The 19,031-nt window shown below is 37.6% G+C and carries 10 protein-coding genes and 2 pseudogenes; 5 read left to right on the top strand and 7 right to left on the bottom strand.

Annotated features, from left to right (window positions below):
• Positions 1–121: 121 nt before the first annotated feature.
• Positions 122–553, top strand: a complete 432-nt coding sequence (locus tag AC3WSK_RS09575) for a single-stranded DNA-binding protein (RefSeq protein ID WP_079559429.1) — start codon at positions 122–124, stop codon at positions 551–553.
• Between the two features lie 255 nt (positions 554–808).
• Here the strand turns inward: AC3WSK_RS09575 and AC3WSK_RS09570 are convergent, their stop codons facing one another.
• Together AC3WSK_RS09570 and AC3WSK_RS09565 are read right to left on the bottom strand one after the other, a co-directional pair.
• Entirely contained in the window at positions 809–3,571 is a 2,763-nt protein-coding gene (locus tag AC3WSK_RS09570) for a DEAD/DEAH box helicase (RefSeq protein WP_492411869.1), read from the bottom strand.
• Complete coding sequence (locus AC3WSK_RS09565) at positions 3,568–5,142, bottom strand: hypothetical protein (RefSeq protein ID WP_492411867.1); 1,575 nt, start codon at positions 5,140–5,142, stop codon at positions 3,568–3,570. Before AC3WSK_RS09565 ends, AC3WSK_RS09570 begins: the two co-directional genes overlap by 4 nt.
• Before the next feature lie 198 nt (positions 5,143–5,340).
• On the opposite strand from AC3WSK_RS09565, the gene AC3WSK_RS09560 reads away from it, so the two are divergent.
• On the top strand, positions 5,341–5,814 hold the full coding sequence (locus AC3WSK_RS09560; protein ID WP_492411865.1) for a transcriptional regulator: 474 nt from the start codon (positions 5,341–5,343) through the stop codon (positions 5,812–5,814).
• A 352-nt stretch (positions 5,815–6,166) separates the two neighbouring features.
• Positions 6,167–7,000 carry a flagellin N-terminal helical domain-containing protein gene (locus AC3WSK_RS09555; protein ID WP_079559804.1) on the top strand — a complete coding sequence of 278 codons (834 nt, stop codon included), beginning with the start codon at positions 6,167–6,169 and terminating at the stop codon, positions 6,998–7,000.
• Positions 7,001–7,043: 43 nt separating this feature from the next.
• Here AC3WSK_RS09555 and csaB read toward each other — a convergent pair whose 3' ends face one another.
• From csaB to AC3WSK_RS09530, 5 genes and pseudogenes are all read right to left on the bottom strand, one after another.
• Positions 7,044–8,123 (bottom strand): polysaccharide pyruvyl transferase CsaB, encoded by a 1,080-nt coding sequence (gene csaB, locus AC3WSK_RS09550; RefSeq protein WP_492411863.1) that lies wholly within the window; start codon positions 8,121–8,123, stop codon positions 7,044–7,046.
• Positions 8,123–9,877 (bottom strand): annotated as a pseudogene (locus AC3WSK_RS09545) (DUF5693 family protein); the annotation flags it as partial. The gene csaB and the pseudogene AC3WSK_RS09545, both read right to left, overlap by 1 nt.
• Positions 9,878–10,066: 189 nt before the next feature.
• Positions 10,067–11,614 (bottom strand): annotated as a pseudogene (locus tag AC3WSK_RS09540) (putative polysaccharide biosynthesis protein); the annotation flags it as partial.
• The gene (locus AC3WSK_RS09535) at positions 11,611–12,351 is read right to left on the bottom strand and encodes a WecB/TagA/CpsF family glycosyltransferase (protein ID WP_240518156.1); all 741 of its coding nucleotides are present in this window, start codon (positions 12,349–12,351) and stop codon (positions 11,611–11,613) included. The pseudogene AC3WSK_RS09540 and the gene AC3WSK_RS09535, both read right to left, overlap by 4 nt.
• Positions 12,352–13,122: 771 nt before the next feature.
• Positions 13,123–14,994, bottom strand: coding sequence for an S-layer homology domain-containing protein (locus tag AC3WSK_RS09530; protein WP_492411861.1), 1,872 nt, complete (start codon positions 14,992–14,994; stop codon positions 13,123–13,125).
• Positions 14,995–15,595: 601 nt separating this feature from the next.
• Between AC3WSK_RS09530 and AC3WSK_RS09525 the strand changes: the two genes are divergently transcribed.
• Together AC3WSK_RS09525 and AC3WSK_RS09520 are read left to right on the top strand one after the other, a co-directional pair.
• Positions 15,596–16,909, top strand: a complete 1,314-nt coding sequence (locus tag AC3WSK_RS09525; RefSeq protein ID WP_492535020.1) for an S-layer homology domain-containing protein — start codon at positions 15,596–15,598, stop codon at positions 16,907–16,909.
• A 162-nt stretch (positions 16,910–17,071) separates the two neighbouring features.
• Positions 17,072–18,892: an Ig-like domain-containing domain gene (locus tag AC3WSK_RS09520; protein ID WP_492535018.1), complete on the top strand. Its 1,821-nt coding sequence runs from the start codon at positions 17,072–17,074 to the stop codon at positions 18,890–18,892.
• Positions 18,893–19,031: the final 139 nt, after the last annotated feature.

The following is a 19,031-nucleotide window of genomic DNA, read 5'->3' as shown; positions in this document are numbered from 1 at the left end:
AAAAGCCTCAATTTACCCAATTTATGATTAAAAACTGAAGGAAATGATAAAAATCGACTTTTGCCAATGCGGAATTAATTTTTGTATGATGAGAGCAATCAACAGCAAAGGAGGTGAATCAATGAACCAAGTCGGACTGGTCGGAAGGTTAACTAAGGATCCAGTGTTACGACACTTATCTGAAAATCGCGTGCAAACACATTTTTCACTAGCCATTAATCGCAATTACAAAAACAGTCGTGGGGAAGTGGATGCTGACTTTATTCTTTGTTCAGTTTGGGGAAGGCTGGCAGAGAATATCGTTAAATATTGCGGAAAAGGCTCATTAATTGGGGCAAATGGTCGTATTCAATCGAGATCGTTTTTAAATGAAAACAGCACAAAGGTTTATATAACAGAAGTAGTCGTAGAAGATGTCCGATTTTATCAGCTTAAGCCAAGGGACCGTGATGGGGCTATTGTGTTGCCAAAGCCACCTGATGAGCAGGATGGCTTAACCGATTTTGTACTACCTGATGTTGAAGTACAATTACCAGTAGTATCGCAGTCCTGAATGGTACATACGGGGCAAGTACAAGCTGTCTGATCCGCCATTTTCCTTCTATACTTGCACCGTAATCAATCAATTTAGAGAGGAATGATGTATACCTTTCATAACGTGTTCATTGCTGAAGACCGCTCAGCAATGAGCCTTAAACACACACAACTAAATATTAATATGAAGTAAGTAGGGAAGAAGTAACAAGCAATGTCCGCTGAAAAAAAGAGCGCCAAGAACGTTTTGCTCTTGGCGCACATATATAAATCTTTAGAAATCGAGTGTCATTAAATCACGAAGTTCATCATCTTCTAACTCAGTTAACCACTTGCTTGATTGAATTAGTTCTTCTGATAATGCAGATTTCTGAGCTAGCATTTTATCGATTTTCTCTTCGATCGTACCAATAGTCACAAACTTATGCACTTGCACGAATTGTGTTTGACCAATTCGATATGCACGGTCTGTTGCTTGATTTTCAACGGCTGGATTCCACCATCGATCTGCGTGTAAAACATGATTTGCAGCTGTTAAATTTAGGCCTGTACCCCCTGCTTTTAAGGAAAGGATAAATATTGGGAAATCTCCTGCCTGAAAAGCCTCTACTAAGCGGTCGCGCTGCTGCTTAGGCATGGCACCTGTTAAGAACGGTGCATCAATATTATATAGTTCGCTAAAACAATGCTGTAGTAATTGTCCCATTCCAATATATTGAGTAAAAATGAGGCATTGCTCGCGGTTGTCCACAATTTCTGTAGCCATTTGCACGATACGTTCTAATTTCGTAGAACGAGTCAGCATTGATTCTGCATCCTCGAAAGGTTCTTTTAAATACAAGGCAGGATGATTACATAATTGCTTTAGCTTACTGAGCATCTTTAAGACGCGTCCCTTTTTTTGAAAGCCTGTTAATTGCTCGAGCTGATCGAGTGTCTCTAATATATATCCTTCATATAGAGAGGCTTGCTCAGTCGTTAATGGGCAATAATCATGAGACTCTTGTTTATCTGGTAAGTTAAGCTGTAAGTGTGGGTCACGTTTAGTACGACGAAGTAAAAACGGTTGAATTTTTGTACGTAACTTCTGTTTATGTGACTCAGACTCATCTCGTTCTACCGGTAAAATAAATTCTTCGTTAAAGCGACCGAAGCTACCTAAATAGCCTTTATGAATAAAGTCAAAAATTGCCCATAGCTCAGATAAACGGTTTTCCACCGGTGTCCCTGTTAAAGCAATATGATGCTTCCCATTTAATTTACGAATAGCTCTTGATTGGAGCGTTTGCATATTTTTAATATTTTGAGCTTCATCCAGTACAACCGTTACCCATTCTACTTCCTGTAAAAACTCAGCATCTTGAGATACGGTGCCGTAAGTAGATAAAATTACATGTGGTTTTTCTCTTTCTACAAGCTGTTTAAAAGCATCCTCCTTTGCTCTATTCGCCTGATAATGCGTATGCACAATCAACGATGGAGCAAAACGGGCAAGTTCCTTTTGCCAGTTGCCTAACACTGAAGTAGGACAAATAATGATGGCTGGCTTTGTATCCTCAGTTGATTCATAAAGATACAGCAAATATGAAATAAGCTGAACCGTTTTACCAAGACCCATATCATCCGCTAGACACGCACCAAAGCCTTGTTCGCGCATGAAGACAAGCCATTCGAAGCCTTCATGTTGATAAGGGCGCAATTCAGCCTGTAAAGGTGTAGGAACGGGTACTGTAGGAAGTCCTTTTTTCTCTTGAAGCTGCTCCATATAAGATTTAAGTGATTGTTGCAATTCAAATGCAAAAATCGGGTCATCCCGCATTTCATCATCGGCATCCTCTTCTTCAAGAGGTAAGGATAAATCCTCTGGTAGCTCACGAAATAGTAATTCGCGAACAGTCCAGCTTTCATCTTCTGCTTGCTGCATCAATGTACGCATCTCTTGCATCCAGTTTGCATCGACTCTAAACCATTCAGTACCTATACGAATGAATTCGCGTTTCTCTTCCACAAGCTTTTTAAATTGTTCAGGTGAAATGGACTGTCCGTTCATAGAAAACTGCCATTTAAATGTTAAGATATCATCTAGTCCAGCAACCTTCTTTGTCGATACATTGCCAGTACTTACACGAACACGCATTTTTGACTGTTTTAAATCTTTAAGCCAAGCCGGTAATACTACGTCAAAGCCGAGTGCCTGTAACCTTGCTAAATCTTCACGTAAAAATGTTCGAACTTGTAAATCCTCAAGCATAATACGGATGAAAATATCGTTACTTACATCTTCAATAGAAAGAAGGTCTACAATTTGACCTTGTTGTTGTTCAATAGCTTCAGCATACATTTCCCATTTTGCTGGTAGAGCATCAGCGATTGGTAGTGACTGCTTTCGCATAGCAGGCGTCCAGTAGTTCTTAGCTGTAGCCGTGCTCAGTACTGTTTCTAAAAGCCACACATCTGAATCTTCCTCAGGCTCACTTAAGCGTAGGGAGACTTTAACTGCACCTGCTTGTCGTTCCTGGTCTAATGGCCAGCCACCACGTAAGAAAAATGGCACTAACTTTGGTAAATCAGACAGTATAAGACCTGATTGTGCCAGTTTTTGCTGCACGGCTGTTTCTAATAAAGCTGTTTCAACACCGTCAAGAGGAAATGTTAGCGATGAAAAATCATCTGCAATAACTGCATGTGACCAGAGTGATGGTTCTTGCCAATACGTTTGTAAAGCAGATGCTTTTTCTAGCAACACCTGACTTTCAGTGTTTACACCTTGCCATTCAATAAAAGGATGTAGATAACGCTGTGAAAAAATATCAAGGAGCTCAGAAGTTGAAACTTCAATAGTGAGCTCTGAACGATTGGTTAATATCCCATAGACATTCGCTTCATAGTTAAAAAATAATGAAGAAATGAGGGAGTCTGCGTCCATTGCTGCACCATCAGCAGTAAATCCCTGTAACGTAAAATATCCTTCCTGTGCAGCATGAATACGAAGCTGTAATTTTTTTGAAAACGGGGAAGGAGCATTTATAGTCATCATACTAAGTTTCCTTTCTCAATTTCTTCTTGTAATGCACGGAGTCGTTTATACTCTGCACGAATGGTTTGCATATATGTTTCGAAATAAGCAGTTTTACCAGCACGCTTTGCTGCACTGCGCATACTTTTCCAAATTCGTACAGCCTGCTTATAGTTCATACGTGATTTTTGTGTAATTTCAGCCATGGCATATAGATGATATAAGGGCAATACTGTTGCAGGAGCAACTTGAAGCACATCCTTTAATCCACACATTTCTAAATAGGAAAGGGAGGAGAGGTTTAGCTGATGAAGGGCTACCCAGTCACGATAGCGTCCTTTTTTAATAAGAAAGAACGAAAATGGTTGAAGCCCGTAAACACCAAATGCACTATATAATGTAGCTTCCTCTTCCTCTGTAAGCTGTATGTCTTCGTATAAAAGCTGGAATTGACGTACGTATTGAGCTCGCTTTACAACTGGTACAGTTTGCTGTAAAAAGACTTCGGTAAATGGTAGCATCGCACGTAAAATAATAGTTTGTGCAAGTGATTCACCAGCGCGTTTTGCAAAGGTAGCTAGTTCAAAAAGGTCCTGCATTTGTTGTACATCAATATGAGCAATTCTTTCTTGTAATAAACTTTCTTTTTGTAGCAGTACATAAAATAGCAGTTGTAAGGACTGCAAGGAAATCTCAGATGAAGGATTCTCAAGGTTATTTATAAGTGCTAATTCCTGTTCGCGTCGTGGCTTTTCATAAAAAAGCACTGCCCAAAGTAGCATATAAATTTGTAGTCGATCCGCAAACAATCCTTGTCGTTCCAATAAAAACTTCCTAACTAATTCCTGAATCGCATCATAGAATGGGTCAGTGGCAAAAAGTCGTGATCGACCCGTTAGCTCGGTTAAAATACTTTCGAATGATTGGACACTTTGATCAATAAAATATTTCATATAAGGAGAATCCAACGAATGTCCTTTTGTCTCATTTAAATGACGCCATATTGTATTAAAGATCGATAACTCCATAAAAAGCTTATAAAGTGGCTGCCACTCGCGCTCAAATGGCATATGTCGTTGAAGTCGCTCTAGTGCATCCGTCCGTATAGCAGAAAGGCCATACCCTTCTAAAATACGCCCAGGTGGTAATAAACGTTTCATGACTTCATCAACCATCAATTTCCAGCTTTCTGGACTTCGTTCATCTGCTAATGATTTTAATTGCACTGATTTTTGCGCACGCCAAGTGCTTGACCAATTTTGTACAGAATCAAAATACTGATAGAGGGCAAGCAATGCGCCAACTTGATGTCTGCACCATTTTAGCTGAGGACAGTTACAGCTCAACTCCTCTTTGGCAAAATCAATTTCTACAGAAGCAGGTCTGACATCCTGTACGCTTGCATATAATATAGAACTCGCTCCATTAAAACGTTCAAAGACAACTGATTTGTTCCGCACTGAAAAAACAGCACGACGCACTAGCTCTTCGTCTTCAGTAGAGGAAGGATGTAACGCCTGTTCAGCTTCCTGTAATTTGGCAAGGATAAATTCTTGGTGTTCCTTAGCTAATTGGGCAATAGACAATGCCATAACCTCACTCCTTTCAAAATGTATAGCTAGTGGGCATGTAAGTATAAAGAAAAAAAGACTGTCCTTCCATTATACGATTAAAATGCGTCCATGATAAGCCGAATGATTTGAAAGAAAAAAATCAAGGAGAAGATAGTTAACAAGATAATTTATTTGTGTTAAAATCTGAATAATCAGATAAATAGGGAGGGATGAAGGATGATGCAAGTTCAATATATGAAGCCATTTTACACGAAGATTACTGGAGATAAACTGCGTCTAGTATTTGCTTATCAATATTTCTCTATATTAAAAGAGAATGAGATTTTCCATTTCATTCCCATTGAAGGTAAAGAGATGATTATCAACTTGAATACACAGCAAATTGAAAATATATCTGAGGTGTTTGTTTTCCAGAAAGGGAATCGTTTTATCCGACTGCCATTATATCAATTATTATTAATTACAAATGTTCATGATCATCTAGCACCGATTCTTGAAAGCGCTACGCCGAAGCCTCAGTTACCGCTTGTATCTTCAGTGACTGTTGGCGAAGTAGATCAGCTCATTACAGAATTGGAGCAGAAAAACATTGATTATTTAATCGACCAGGCATTACTAGATCATAATAAAGAGCTCTTTTTTGAACTACTACAACAAAAGAACCATCGACTCGGAGGTTTCGAAAATTGAATACACGGTATTTTATGTAAGCACCCTTTCTATATAAGAGAAGTGGGTGCTTTTATCTTCAAAAAGTCGTCCGCCTCTGAAGGTGTTGAGGATGTGGTTCCTACGGATGCTGTCGCTACGCTTTCGCACAAAAACCACTGTTTCCCTTAAGCCCACATGGATGTTATATGGCATGAATGGTGCGGACACAATTACGCAAAGGCAAAAATGATATGGGTATAAAGTCGAAATCATAAAAGCGGATGAGAAGCTATTACTATATAGGGCTTAGTAAATTAGAAACGATTACCAAAATGAGTTAAAGAGAATGACACAAAGACCGATATACTTAACAATAGGGGGTGGTGAAATGATGATTGGGAAGTGGTCAGCAACGGGGATGTCCATTTTAAATAATATGAATAGACATTATGGGGCAATGAGTAAGGCAATGCTTCGAATTTCTTCTGGGTACCGTATTAATAGTGCTGCTGATGATCCAGCGGGGCTTGCGATTTCTGAAAAAATGCGTGCGCAAATTCGTGGTTTGAACATGGGCGCGAAGAATATCCAGGATGGTATTTCACTTGTTCAAACAGCAGAGGGAGCATTGAATGAAACACATGATATGATTCAGCGCATGCGGGAGCTTGCAGTCGAGGCGGCCAATGATACATTAACTGATAGTGATCGGGAAAAACTCGATTTGGAATATCAGGAATTAAAAAAAGAAATTCAGCGCATCTCGAAGGATACGGAGTTTAATACTAAGACTTTGCTAAATGGGGATTATGCTACGAACGGTATTAAAATTCAGGCAGGTGCCAATTCAGGTCAAAGCATCGAGCTGTATATTAACGACATGGGTGCTGGAGCACTAGGCTTGGACGATACGTCATCTATTGCAACTCGTGAGGATGCTGATAAAGCTATTTCCTCAATGGACGAGGCTTTAAAGCGTGTATCAAGCGAGCGCTCAAGATTAGGTGCCTATCAAAATCGTCTAGAGCATGCTTATAATGCGAACGTAAACACGGCAGAAAACTTACAAGATGCGGAGTCTCGCATTCGTGATGCAGATATCGCCAAAGAAATGATGAATATGGTGAAGGCACAAATTCTAATGCAGGCAAGTCAATATGTACTATCAATGCATATGCAGCAGGCTCAATCCATTTTAAAATTGTTAGAGTTCCAAAAAAAATGATGAATTTCAATTTTTATTGAAATTCATCATTTTTATTTAACTTCTATGCTTTTGTGAAAGCCTCTAATGCTAATTTTGCTGTCGTCTCTGCGGCAGCTTGGAACGCTTGGACTTTTTGATGCATGTTTTCTTGGATGGTCGGTAATTGTTCAATTACTTTTACAGTTTGTTCGAACAATAACGTCCCGTCCCAATTATCTACTTCAACATGTCCAATAATGGGTTGATCCGTGATTTCAGCAAATGCATCAATTTTCGGATCGTAAGAAATCGCAATAAATGGGGTAGCGTAGATGGATGAGAAAATTAGTGAATGCAATCTCATCCCGATTAACAATTTAGATTGACCAATGACTGCAATTTTTTCTTCGATCGATAAATCAGCAGGGGCAATGATGCTCTTTTCTTGCATAAGTGCTGCTACTTCTTGTGAAGACTTTGCATCGTGCTCACCGTGCATTGGCAAGAAGACAATCTGTTCACCATGACGTACTAATTGATCGAGGCTGTTTGCTATCTTTTGTTTGTAATCTACTGTTGATGGCCAGTCCCGAACACTTATAGCAATATAAGTGTTCGCTGAAAGTGACGCATCTGCTAACCAATCAGTATGGAAGGTGCTGCCGTTAAGTCCAATTACAGGATCGGGCACTATTAAAGACTCGTTTTTGACACCAATGTCTGTTAAAAGAGATTGTGAGGCTTTATCTCGTACTGTTATTTTAACCTTATTAAAGGCTTTGCGGACAATAAATTTACTTACGGGATGATTGATTGGACCCATACCTTGAGCGTAAACAAATACAGGTTTTTTTAACCATTTTGCTATTTGAATAACGCCCGCATAGTAAGGGATCGTCTTCATACCTGTTTGATCTTGCATGAGGCTACCGCCACCACTGATGAGTCCATCTGCTGTTTTTAGCACTTGTTTGATTTCGTTCATTTTCCAACGATTCACGGCCTTCACACCATATGTTTTTTCAGTGGCCGCTGGATTATTCGATAATACTGTAATGTCTATATCAGGTTGACATTTTTTTAGAGCTTGGATAATGGAAAGTAAGATCGCATCATCGCCAACATTATCAAATCCGTAGTAGCCAGATAATACAACATGCATTATGACCACCTCGCGACTGCTTTAGAAATAAAACGGTAACCGATCTTGAAGATAAAGATAAATACTAGTCCTACGACAAAACCAAGTATAACGCTATAAAGTGTACGTAATGCCGACACTTCAACAGGAATGTGTAAATGTGTAAAAGTATTAACGATAGACAAGAATCCGATAACGCCTGGTACTAGAAGGATACTGCCCCATTTTCGATTAATGCCCATCACATAAAGTGATAAAACAAAGAATGGGAAACCAATTAAAAATTCCTTCGTTCTTGGTCGAACATATAGGATGTTCTCAAGCCATTGTCTAAATGCCAATTCAGCATTACTAACGGAACCAGAGTTACCAGTTCGACTAATATAGAATAAACCAATAACTGCAACGACAATTACCAGTAAAACATGCCAATACTTTAAATCTTTATTTAATAAAGTAACTGTATTCGAAAGTGTTTTCTTTAGATTTTGATCAACTAGACGGTTAAGTTCTAGTAGCACAAATACTAATATACCTGCGATTGGAACAACATAAACAAGCTTAACGCCTTTAAATGCTTCGAAGCCTGTCATAAATGCATTGCCATTTAATAATCCAATGACAATAACGATACCGATGATGCTAATACCTACTGCTTTTAAATATTGTAGTAAGATCGAAGCAATATTTTTAGAGCCCTTAGCTGCTTTAATGACAGCATACGTTGGGGCCATAACTGCAATAATTAATGCGAATGCTTGTAAGAAAAGTGTACTTTTCAGAAGGAAGTACGCGATGGCTAAAGCACTCATAAATAAAACTGCTGCTATACGAAGTGGCATCCATTTCACTAGTTCTGAAATAAGGAAAGTAAATACGATACCTGCTAATAAGACAAGTGCTGTTACCCATGTTGGGACTGCAACAACATCAAATAGTTTTGGTGTGCCAGACTTGAAATGATTTGGCATTTGTTCTTGAACACCTGTTAAATATTTAATTGTTTCCTCTAAATTTTTCTCAGCATTACCTTTTGTTTTAATATGATAGAAGATAGATCGAATATTTCGCTCTTTCACTGCGCGTGTTGTACGATCAATGCTTGCATTAAGCCTTAACTTTGTCTCTCTGTTTACATTGATGCTGTGCAAGCGGATCATATTATAATCAGTCATTTTGGCAATTTTGTCTTCACCCTTAAGGGGATTGCTTTCAATTGTGTAGAAATAATAGCCTGCATTACTTAGCTGTTCAATGTAAGCATCACCTGATTTTTGACCAAATCCGATTGCCTCATCTCCTGAACCAAGTAAACGGCCTGCTGATGAATCTTTTAATTCAAGTAATTGCTTAACGGTCTTATCGTTGGCTGTTTTATTGTCTGCATTTTCTACTTTAAAAATGAGTGACAGATCATGCTTGTTGATCATCTCAACGGCAAGCTTATCGTAACCAATTGGTGTTTTTAACCCATAACGATGGTTTGAGCTCGGAAGATAATAGAAAGACTCATCTCCAATTTGTACTTCTTCTGGCTTAATGCTGTCTTTAATAAGCTGTTGATAGCTTGCGTTTTCAGGAACGCTAATATAGTATCCACTCTTATTGACATCTATAGCATCTTTGTAAGGTGTGAAACGTAGTTGTGAAGCTAAATCATTTTCATCGTAAATGGAAATCAAGCCTTGATGTTCCATTTCCTTTAATGTTAAAGGCTCAAGGCTAACTGTTGTAAGCCCTGCATCTTTTAAAGAGGAAAGGATTTTATCCATTGTTAAATCGCTTTCCTTGTTTACTACTTGAATTTCATCATAAGGAATCACTATTTCATAGGCATCATTCGCTTGCTCAGCATTCCACCTCATCATGATTCCAGGTGAAGATACGACGAGCAATAGGATGACAATTCCCCAAAGCCATTTCTGTTTCGACATAGATTTTTTACCTCTCTTATTTATGACAACCTTTTTCCCGATAATCGGGATTTTCTTTAAATCTTCTTCATGAATGGCATTCATTAGCCATAATAATAGGAAATAAATAACACATCCAATTGCAATTGCAACAGCTAGGTAGCCCATCGCCCACGTTCTTGACCAGTTTTCAATGTCCAACCAAAGTGTAGGTAAACCGACTGCAGCTCCCATTAGAATAGAAGATAGGATGATTTTGACCGTATCTTTCCCCAATACAGTGAAGCGAATTGCACGATAAATAAAAATAGAATTTACAATAAATAAAACAAAGTAAACAAATAATGTTGCATAGGCAGCCCCATCTAATCCAAACGCTTGGATAAAGAAGATATTTGAAAATATCTTTAGTACAACGCCACCAAGAATGATGATAGCTCCAGCTTTGGCAGCATTCATCCCCTGTAAAATACCTGTACCAAGTAGTGTCAGAGATGTAAATACAGAGCTAAGGTTAATAACCGCTAACATTAAGCTTCCCTTTAAGTCTGTGAAAAGAGCGAGGTTTAAAGGTAAGGTTAATGCTAGTAACCCTAAAGCGGCTGGCCAGGAAATAAGATGTGTAATACGGTGTGTTCGCTCAATAATTCCACGTGTTTCATCTAATTTACGTTCGGCTAGTTTTGTTGTAATTAGTGGAACAAGCGGTAATATGATAGAGGACGCAAAAACAGTTGTAATTTGAACAAGCGTTAAGCCTCGACCATAAATACCGTAAAGGAAACTAATTTCACTTGAGTCAGCACCAGCACTTCTTAAGCCGTACGTTACTGTAAAGGAGTCAACAAAGTTAAAGAGTGCCATTGTGACAGAACCGATGGCAATCGGAATCGATATTTTTAAAATTGTCTTACCCCAGAGTGAGAAATCGTTAAATTTATATTTCCCCTTGCTCGTTACTTTTACAGATGAACGGAAATATTTAAAGCGTAAATAGAAGAGTGATGCAGCAGCCCCAATGACAGAGCCTGCCATAATACCCCCAGCGACAATGTCATTTGAATAATCCATTGCAACTAGGAAATAGGCAACAATTAAAATTAGAGCAACACGCACTAACTGTTCAATTACCTGAGAAATCGCAGTCGGACGCATATCCCCATAGCCTTGGAAAAATCCGCGATAGACAGCCATATAAGGAGCAACGAGTAACGTAAGAGCAACAACAATTAACGCAATTTCTGTTGATGGGCCCCCTAAAGCATTTGCGATTTCAGTTGAAAAGCCATAAATGATAGCAAAACTTATGACGCCAAAGCATAGTGCTAGGATGCTTGCTGTAACATAAATTTTCTTCACATTATCTGTATCTTTTTTTGCATTGGCCTCCGCAATAAGCTTCGAAATAGCAATAGGGATTCCAGCAACCGATAAATAGAGTGCTACCATATAAACGGGATACACTAAACTGAATATACCAAGTACCTCATCGCCCGCTATATTTTGTAGCGGAATTCTGAAAATACTACCGATGACTTTAGAAAGTAGCATAGCAACTGTTAGGACAAGAGTACTTTTAACAAATGTAGACTGACTCATTTTGGTGCTCCCTGACCTTTAAATTTCATTGCGAAAACCTTTAAAGCAAATCGAGGAAGGACAAGCATTCTTCCAAAACGACTTGGCTGACGAAGCAGTCGGTAGAGCCATTCGAGATTTAATTTTTGCCAGATCATAGGAGCCCGTTTTACTGTTCCTGCGATAACATCGAAGGAACCACCAACACCCATAAATACACCTTTGCTAAATTGACCTAAATTTTCGGTAATCCATTTTTCTTGTCTTGGCACACCTAATGCAACAAATACAAGATCAGGCTGTAATTCAGCAATTTTATTTGCAATATCATTTTTGTTCCAATCAAAAAATCCATCATGATAGCCTACTACGTCAACATTTGGATACGTTTGATTGATATTTTTCACAGTCTTTTCGAGCGTTTCATTTTGCGCGCCTAACAAATAAATCTTAAAGCGCTTTGTATTGCCGACTTCTAAAAGTCGTACCATCGTGTCGTAACCAGTAACACGCTCTGGAAGCGGATCACCAAGTATTTGCGCAGCTTTCACAACGCCAATACCATCTGCACAAATGTAAGTTGCTTGCTTCAGATAATTCATGACAGTAGGATTTTCATTTGCCTGCATCACGACTTCGGGATTTGCTGTAATAACGAATGTCTTTTCTTCATGTTCAATACGATTAACGAGTAAATCAACAAACTCTTGCTGTTTACTATGTAAAAAGGGTACGCCCATAATCGTTACATGCTTCATATAGTGTTCAAACCTTTCTTTAATTCCTTTTTAACTGCAATCTATCATACCACAAAAGCAATATTGACAGGAAATTTTCGGTGATTGATGGGTATTGCGTCAGGAGAATAATATTGAGGGAATTGTGAAGAGAAAGGGAAGGGAAGCGGACTGAAGTGCTATGGCATATTAGGCTTATCACTAAAATTGAGGGTTGATTTCCGTTCCGACAGGTCGCTTTGTAGCTGACGCTTTGCTTTCGCTACAGAAAACATTTGCCGCTGACGCTTCGCCTTCACGCAGTTAAAACATTTGTTGTTGCTGCCGCTACGCTTTCGCACAGAGCAAAGCTTCCTGGGGGCGTCCGATGAGCCGCTTCCTTCACTTCGTTCAGTCCAGGGTCTCGGGCCAATACGATGTTGGTCACGAAGGCGTTATCACAGGATGTGATGGTTTTAGCCTTCGTTCCTCTATTGCTGATCCCCGAGGAGTCGACCAGTCTCCACTCCAATCAACTTTTTGCACAATCTTATAAATTACCAATATGTAGTTTCAATTTTACAGTGATTAATCTAATAAAGTACCTTTCAAAAGGCGGTAAAAACAATAATAAAAAATGGTAAAAAAATCCTCTAAATTTGAGTTTCTTCTATTATATATAGCATATAAATATTATAGAGAAATAAGCGTATCTTCATGGGGGAATTTAAATTCATCCTGGATGTAAAAAATTGGGTGTGCATAAAGAGAGAGTGCGAATCGTTTTGATTCGCACTCTCTTGTTTTATAAACCTATTTTGAATCAAGTGACTTATTATTCACAATATAATCACCAAAAACCCATCCAGTTTTGCCATTATAAATTACCTTATACCAGTTACCGTTTTTTACAAAATTACCATTGGCATCTACAACACCGATGATAAAGCTCTTTGGTTTTACAGTACCTAAAATGGATGATTCAGTAGATGGCTCGCTTCTTACATTTAGCGTGATGTTCATATCGACAATCTGTAGTCCATTTTTCAGACTTACATAATCTTTAAATAGCCACCCTTCTTGTCCATTCACCTTGACTTTGTACCAACCGCCATTTTCACCGAGTACAGTGAACGAAGTATCCTTTGGTAGTTTCGTGATGATCGAGGAAGCATCCGTTGTATTCGGATAAGTTCTCATATTTAAGTCGTCAACCGTAGCCTGTCCAGTAGCCCCAGCTAAAGCCGTATCTACCGCATATTGCTTGGCAGGAGTAGGTAACGAAGTAGGGGAAGCCTGGTTTTGATAGACAGGAACGTCAAATACTAAAGTAGTCGTAGTATTAGCACCTGTTAATTCATACATGTCATAAATCTTTTGTGCTTGGAGCACTGCCCACATGACATGTGTTGCATATTGATGGACCGTTGGGTTTTCAGGATTCCAGCGCATTTTATACAATGTGTCCTGCCCTTTACTAATATATTGATCTTTCACAAATTGTGCCCCACCAATAATTGCATCCTTGATCGTGAACCATCCATTTGTATAAGCACGTTCAGCCCCATATTTATTGGCGTTTGCATCAATAGCGCCAATGCCATATACATTGTATGTTTTCTTAATAGCAGTCAGGCTATTCCGATTTTCAGTCGTGACCATTACTGCTTTACCGTCTTTATCAAGACCAACTTCAATACCGTTTGCTAATGCTGAAGATCCATTGCCTGTTTCATGCAATGCATGTGATAACAAATAGATGGCATTGACATTATGATCAACACCTGCCTGAATAAAGGCGTCTGCTGAATCGACTAAGTTTCCTTTATTATAAAGAACTTTTTCGTTGATTGTTTTTGCATTTAGATTCGTAACAGTCGTCGATAATTTTAAAAATTGGTAAAAGGACGGACTATCTTGAATAAAACTTTTAGGGTGTACATAGTATGACACTAGTGCCTCGCTAGCTGTGAAAACGCCAGCGCCATCTACTTTTGGATTATTTTTCGCCTGTTTATCCACCACAGCCTTATAGTCCTGTGAGTAGTTGGTAGTAGTATATTGCTTGCCACCAACTTCAGGTGTCTCTAAATGTATCAATCGGTAGAGTACAGTAGCTGATTCAGCACGTGTTGCTTGGGCAAGTGGCGCAAATGAATTGTTCGGTTTACCGACAATCAGCCCTAATGACACTACTTCTTGTACATCGGCATAGGCCCATTTAGCGATACTAGCATTGTCTGTAAACTTAAGAGGGGATGAAGTCGTCTTGATGTTTTTGTAATCGAGAGCTCTTTTTAGCATGGCAGCCATTTGCTGACGATCAATTTTATCATTTGGATTAAATTTTCCATTTGCATTACCTTTGACTAATTGATAATGACTCGCTTGCTTTATGACACCATAATACCAATCTCCTTCACGTACGTCCGAGAAGTTAGGTTTCGTAGATACTTCTGGTAAGTCAAGTGCTCTTACGAGAAATGCAGTAAATTCAGCACGAGTGACGGAATCATTCGGGCGATAATTTCCTGAATCATCACCTTTCATTAAATCGTGTGTAATAAGATAGTTCATTTCATAGTAGGCCCAGTGCTTAGAAATATCTTCTGCTGCTACATTTGTAGGCGCGAAATAGAGCATCGCAATAAGCATGGCCCCGAAAATCGAGAGTTTACCTTTCATTCTTTAAGCCCCTTTCTATAGTTGATAAGATCCTATCAAACTATTAAAAGTGTAGCATAAAAATAGGTAATCTATTGTTACAACATGGGAACAGGTGCATTTTTGCAGTAATAATATTGAAGGAAAAGACATTCCTCCTTTGGAAATCACGTTATATATTACTGTTTCTTTACAATTATGACTAATTATTTACGGAAGTCTTTAATATTTGACAATTTCGTATCTATTCCAGAAAATGCTTGGATAATGTTGAGAGTCAGGTATAATAGGTAATGGTTCTATATGTTACCAACCTGAATAAGGTAAAAATATTGGTTTATAGTGGTTACCATAATATAACCGGTAAAAAAATCTTCTATATCTAAATTTATGTCATAATGCTTGAATTTAGAGAAAGATAGTGTTATATTATTGTGGAAAGTGAATAAATTTACTAGAATGGTATTCTAATACTGTTTTTCTGGTGAATTTTACTAAAAAAATTTGCTTAGGTTTTATTATTATTCAAGGAAGCTATAATACATACATTTAGGCAAAGCAGTACTATAGTCTTCGTTAGGATAATACCAATTTAAAGGAAATGTTAGGGAGGAATACAATAATGGCAAAGCAAAACAAAGGCCGTAAGTTTTTCGCGGCATCAGCAACAGCAGCACTTGTTGCATCAGCAATCGTTCCTGTAGCATCAGCTGCAACAATCAAGGACTTCGACAAGGTGGCACCTTACGCTAAAGAAGCAGTTCAAGCTTTAGTTGACGCTGGAGTAATCACTGGTGATGAAAAAGGAAACTTCAACCCAACTAACTCAATTACTCGTGCTGAAGCAGCTCAAATCTTCACTGGCGCTTTAGAATTAGAAGCTGAAGGCGATGTAGATTTCAAAGACGTTAAAAAAGACGCTTGGTACTATGATGCAATCGCAGCTACTGTAGAATACGGAATTTTTGAAGGTGTAAGTGCAACTGAATTCGCACCAGCTAAAAACTTAACTCGTTCAGAAGCAGCTAAAATTCTTGTAGAAGCTTTCGAATTAGAAGGTGAAGCAGATCTTAAAGATTTCGCTGACGCTTCAACTGTTAAACCATGGGCTAAATCTTACCTAGAAGTTGCTGTTGCAAATGGCATCATCAAAGGTTCAGAAGTAAATGGTAAAACAAACCTTAACCCAAATGCTTCAATCACTCGTCAAGAATTCGCAGTAGTTTTTTCTCGTGCTCTTGAGCTTGCAGATGAAACTGTAAAACTTGACAAAGTAGAAGTAGTTGACGCTAAAACTTTAAACGTAACTTTAACAGATGGTACTAAAGAAACTATCACTTTAGAAAAAGCTTTAGAGCCTAACAAAGAAACTGAAGTTACTTTCAAAATCAAAGATGTAGAATACAAAGCAAAAGTTACTTACGTTGTAACTACAGCTACAGCTGTTAAATCTGTATCTGCAACTAACCTTAAACAAGTAGTAGTAGAATTCGACGGTAAAGTTGATCCAGCTACAGCTGGTGAAAAAGGTAACTATACTCTTACAGGTAATGGCTCTCCTGAAGTTGATTCAGTAATCGTTGCAGAAGATGGTCGTACTGTAACTTTAAACATTAAAGACCAACTTGAGAACCAAGTTGAATACAAATTATCTGTAAACAACATTAAAGCTGGCGATAAAGTTATCAATGCTAAAGATGTAAAATTCAAGCCTCTTGACAACACAGTGCCAACAGTAGCTAAAGTTGAAGCTTTAGGTAACAAAACTATTCGCGTACACTTCAGCGAACCAGTAAAATCTGCTACAACTTCACAATTCAAAATTGATGGTAAAGTAGTTGTAGGTAATATCTCAACGAACTTAAACACTGTAATCATTAAATTATCTTCTGCTTTACCAGATGGAGAACACACTCTAACTGCTGAAGGTACTTAAGATTACAACAACTTCAAAACAGTTCAAGCTGATACTAAATTCAACGTTGTTGAAGATAAAACTGCCCCAACTGTAACTTCAGTTGTAAGTGCTTCATTTGAGAAAGTAGTTCTTAAATTCTCTGAGCCTGTAGAACAAGTATTTGCTTCTAACATCTACTGGATGCAAGGTGGAGCTAAAAAACAAGCTGCATCTGTAAAACAACTTACTGATGATACTTATGAATTCACATTTAATGGTGACAATAAACTTGTTTACACAACAGATTTATATGTTACTAATGTAAAAGACTACTCTGGTAACGTTATTGATAAAGATACAAAAGTTCAAGTAACTCCTGTAGTAGATCTAACTCGTCCAGAAGTAATTAGTGCAGGTATTAATAAAGATAACAATAAGCAAGTTGTTATTAAATTTACAAAATCACTAGATGCAGATACAGCTAAGAAAGCTGCTAACTATGTGATTAAAGATAAAGATGGAAAAACACAACCAATTTCAACAACTGTTGATGTATCAAAAGATAAAGAAGTAACACTTACTTTATTAGGTAATATCAAAGATAACGCTGATTACACATTAACTATTACTGGTGTAGCTGATAACACTACAATGAAAAATGTAATGCTTCCATACACTTCAACTTTAACAGTTAAAGATGTAACACCACCGACTTTAGAAGGTGTTACTCTTCTAAATAAAAACCAAATTTTTGTTTCATTTAATGAAGTAATGGCTACAAGTGGAGACGGTTCAATCGTTGAGTCTGATAAATATGAGATAACTGATCTAGATGGTAAAAAATTAAAAATTACAGGATTCGATGTAACTCAAGATGCAAAAGGTGTTATTCTTACATTAAATGAAACTGTTGCATTGGGTTATGATGTAAAAGTATCTCTAGTTAAAGATATAGCTGGAAATCACTTAAAAGGATACACTCAAAGTAAAAAGGTAGGAACACAAGACGCTACTAAGATCGAAACTGCTAAAGCAACTGCTAAAGATAAAGTTGAAGTAGAATTCAATAACGCAATTCAATCATTAAATCAAGGTGATTTCAAAATTGCAGGTTATGATATTGCTCATCATGAAATCTCTTCTAATGGTAAAACAGTAACTTTCACATTAAAAACAAATTTACCTGAAAATGTAAAAAATTCAGATAATGTAAAACTAACTTTAAAAGTTGAAAATCCATCAACTGTTGATGTATTAGGTAAAAAAATCGATACTCAAACAAAAGATATCGATGACAAAATCAAAGCGACTGTAAAAGAAATCACAAAAGTTGAAGGATCAGACACTCAAATTAAAATTACTTTCAACGAAGCAGTACAAATTACAAATCAATTGGCAAAAGATGATTTCGTAGTACTTAATAATTTAGATGATGAAAAACAAGTCGCTGTAGAAAACGTAACTCAAGATTCAGATAATAAATCTGTTATCTTAACTTTAGCAAAACCAGTAGTTTCTGCTACAGTTTATTCTGCAAAAGAAGTTCGTTTCGTTAAAGACTTTGCAACACCAGATGCAAATGCGATTGCTGAAATCGAAAAAACTACTGTAGAATTAGGTAAAGTGGATAAAGCTCCAGTTGATGCTGTAGTTAAAAAAATTACTGATGCAGCTACACAAGCACAAATTGAAGAAGCTAGAGCAGCGTATACTGCTTTAACAGCTGATCAAAAAAAATTAGTTACTAACGAAACAGATCTTCAAACTAAAGAGCAAAAATTAGTAAATGATGTTACTTTAACAGTTGGAACAGCTTATACTGCAGCTAATGCAGGAACAAAAGTTGCTGTAGATACTAAAACAGGATTTACTTTTGCTATTAAATCATCAAGTGATGAATTAATTATTAAAAACGATGGTGAAATTGTTACTGATGGTACAGCAACTTTAACTTATACAGTTACTCATACTGCTTCAGGCAAAACAGCTGAAAAAACAGTAGCTGTTACAGTTAACCCTTAATAAAATTAAACGAATAGTTACTCTATAAGCTGATATATTCAGTGACATGAGTAGAATTGAAAACCCCGACTTGCATAAAGCAATGAGGGGTTTTCTTTCTAACTAAAACTACCAAATAAAGATTAATTTTTGCAAATAG

It is taken from the genome of Lysinibacillus sp. EB271-A1-10B, assembly GCF_058791335.1.
Note: the sequence above shows the minus strand (reverse complement) of the source record. Positions and strands in the feature narration are given on the sequence as shown.

Coding starts and splice junctions, on each gene's coding strand:
- AC3WSK_RS09575 (WP_079559429.1), top strand. CDS start 122: ATGAACCAAGTCGGACTGGTCGGAAGGTTAACTAAGGATCCAGTGTTA.
- AC3WSK_RS09570 (WP_492411869.1), bottom strand. CDS start 3,571: ATGATGACTATAAATGCTCCTTCCCCGTTTTCAAAAAAATTACAGCTT.
- AC3WSK_RS09565 (WP_492411867.1), bottom strand. CDS start 5,142: ATGGCATTGTCTATTGCCCAATTAGCTAAGGAACACCAAGAATTTATC.
- AC3WSK_RS09560 (WP_492411865.1), top strand. CDS start 5,341: ATGATGCAAGTTCAATATATGAAGCCATTTTACACGAAGATTACTGGA.
- AC3WSK_RS09555 (WP_079559804.1), top strand. CDS start 6,167: ATGATTGGGAAGTGGTCAGCAACGGGGATGTCCATTTTAAATAATATG.
- csaB (WP_492411863.1), bottom strand. CDS start 8,123: ATGCATGTTGTATTATCTGGCTACTACGGATTTGATAATGTTGGCGAT.
- AC3WSK_RS09535 (WP_240518156.1), bottom strand. CDS start 12,351: ATGAAGCATGTAACGATTATGGGCGTACCCTTTTTACATAGTAAACAG.
- AC3WSK_RS09530 (WP_492411861.1), bottom strand. CDS start 14,994: ATGAAAGGTAAACTCTCGATTTTCGGGGCCATGCTTATTGCGATGCTC.
- AC3WSK_RS09525 (WP_492535020.1), top strand. CDS start 15,596: ATGGCAAAGCAAAACAAAGGCCGTAAGTTTTTCGCGGCATCAGCAACA.
- AC3WSK_RS09520 (WP_492535018.1), top strand. CDS start 17,072: ATGCAAGGTGGAGCTAAAAAACAAGCTGCATCTGTAAAACAACTTACT.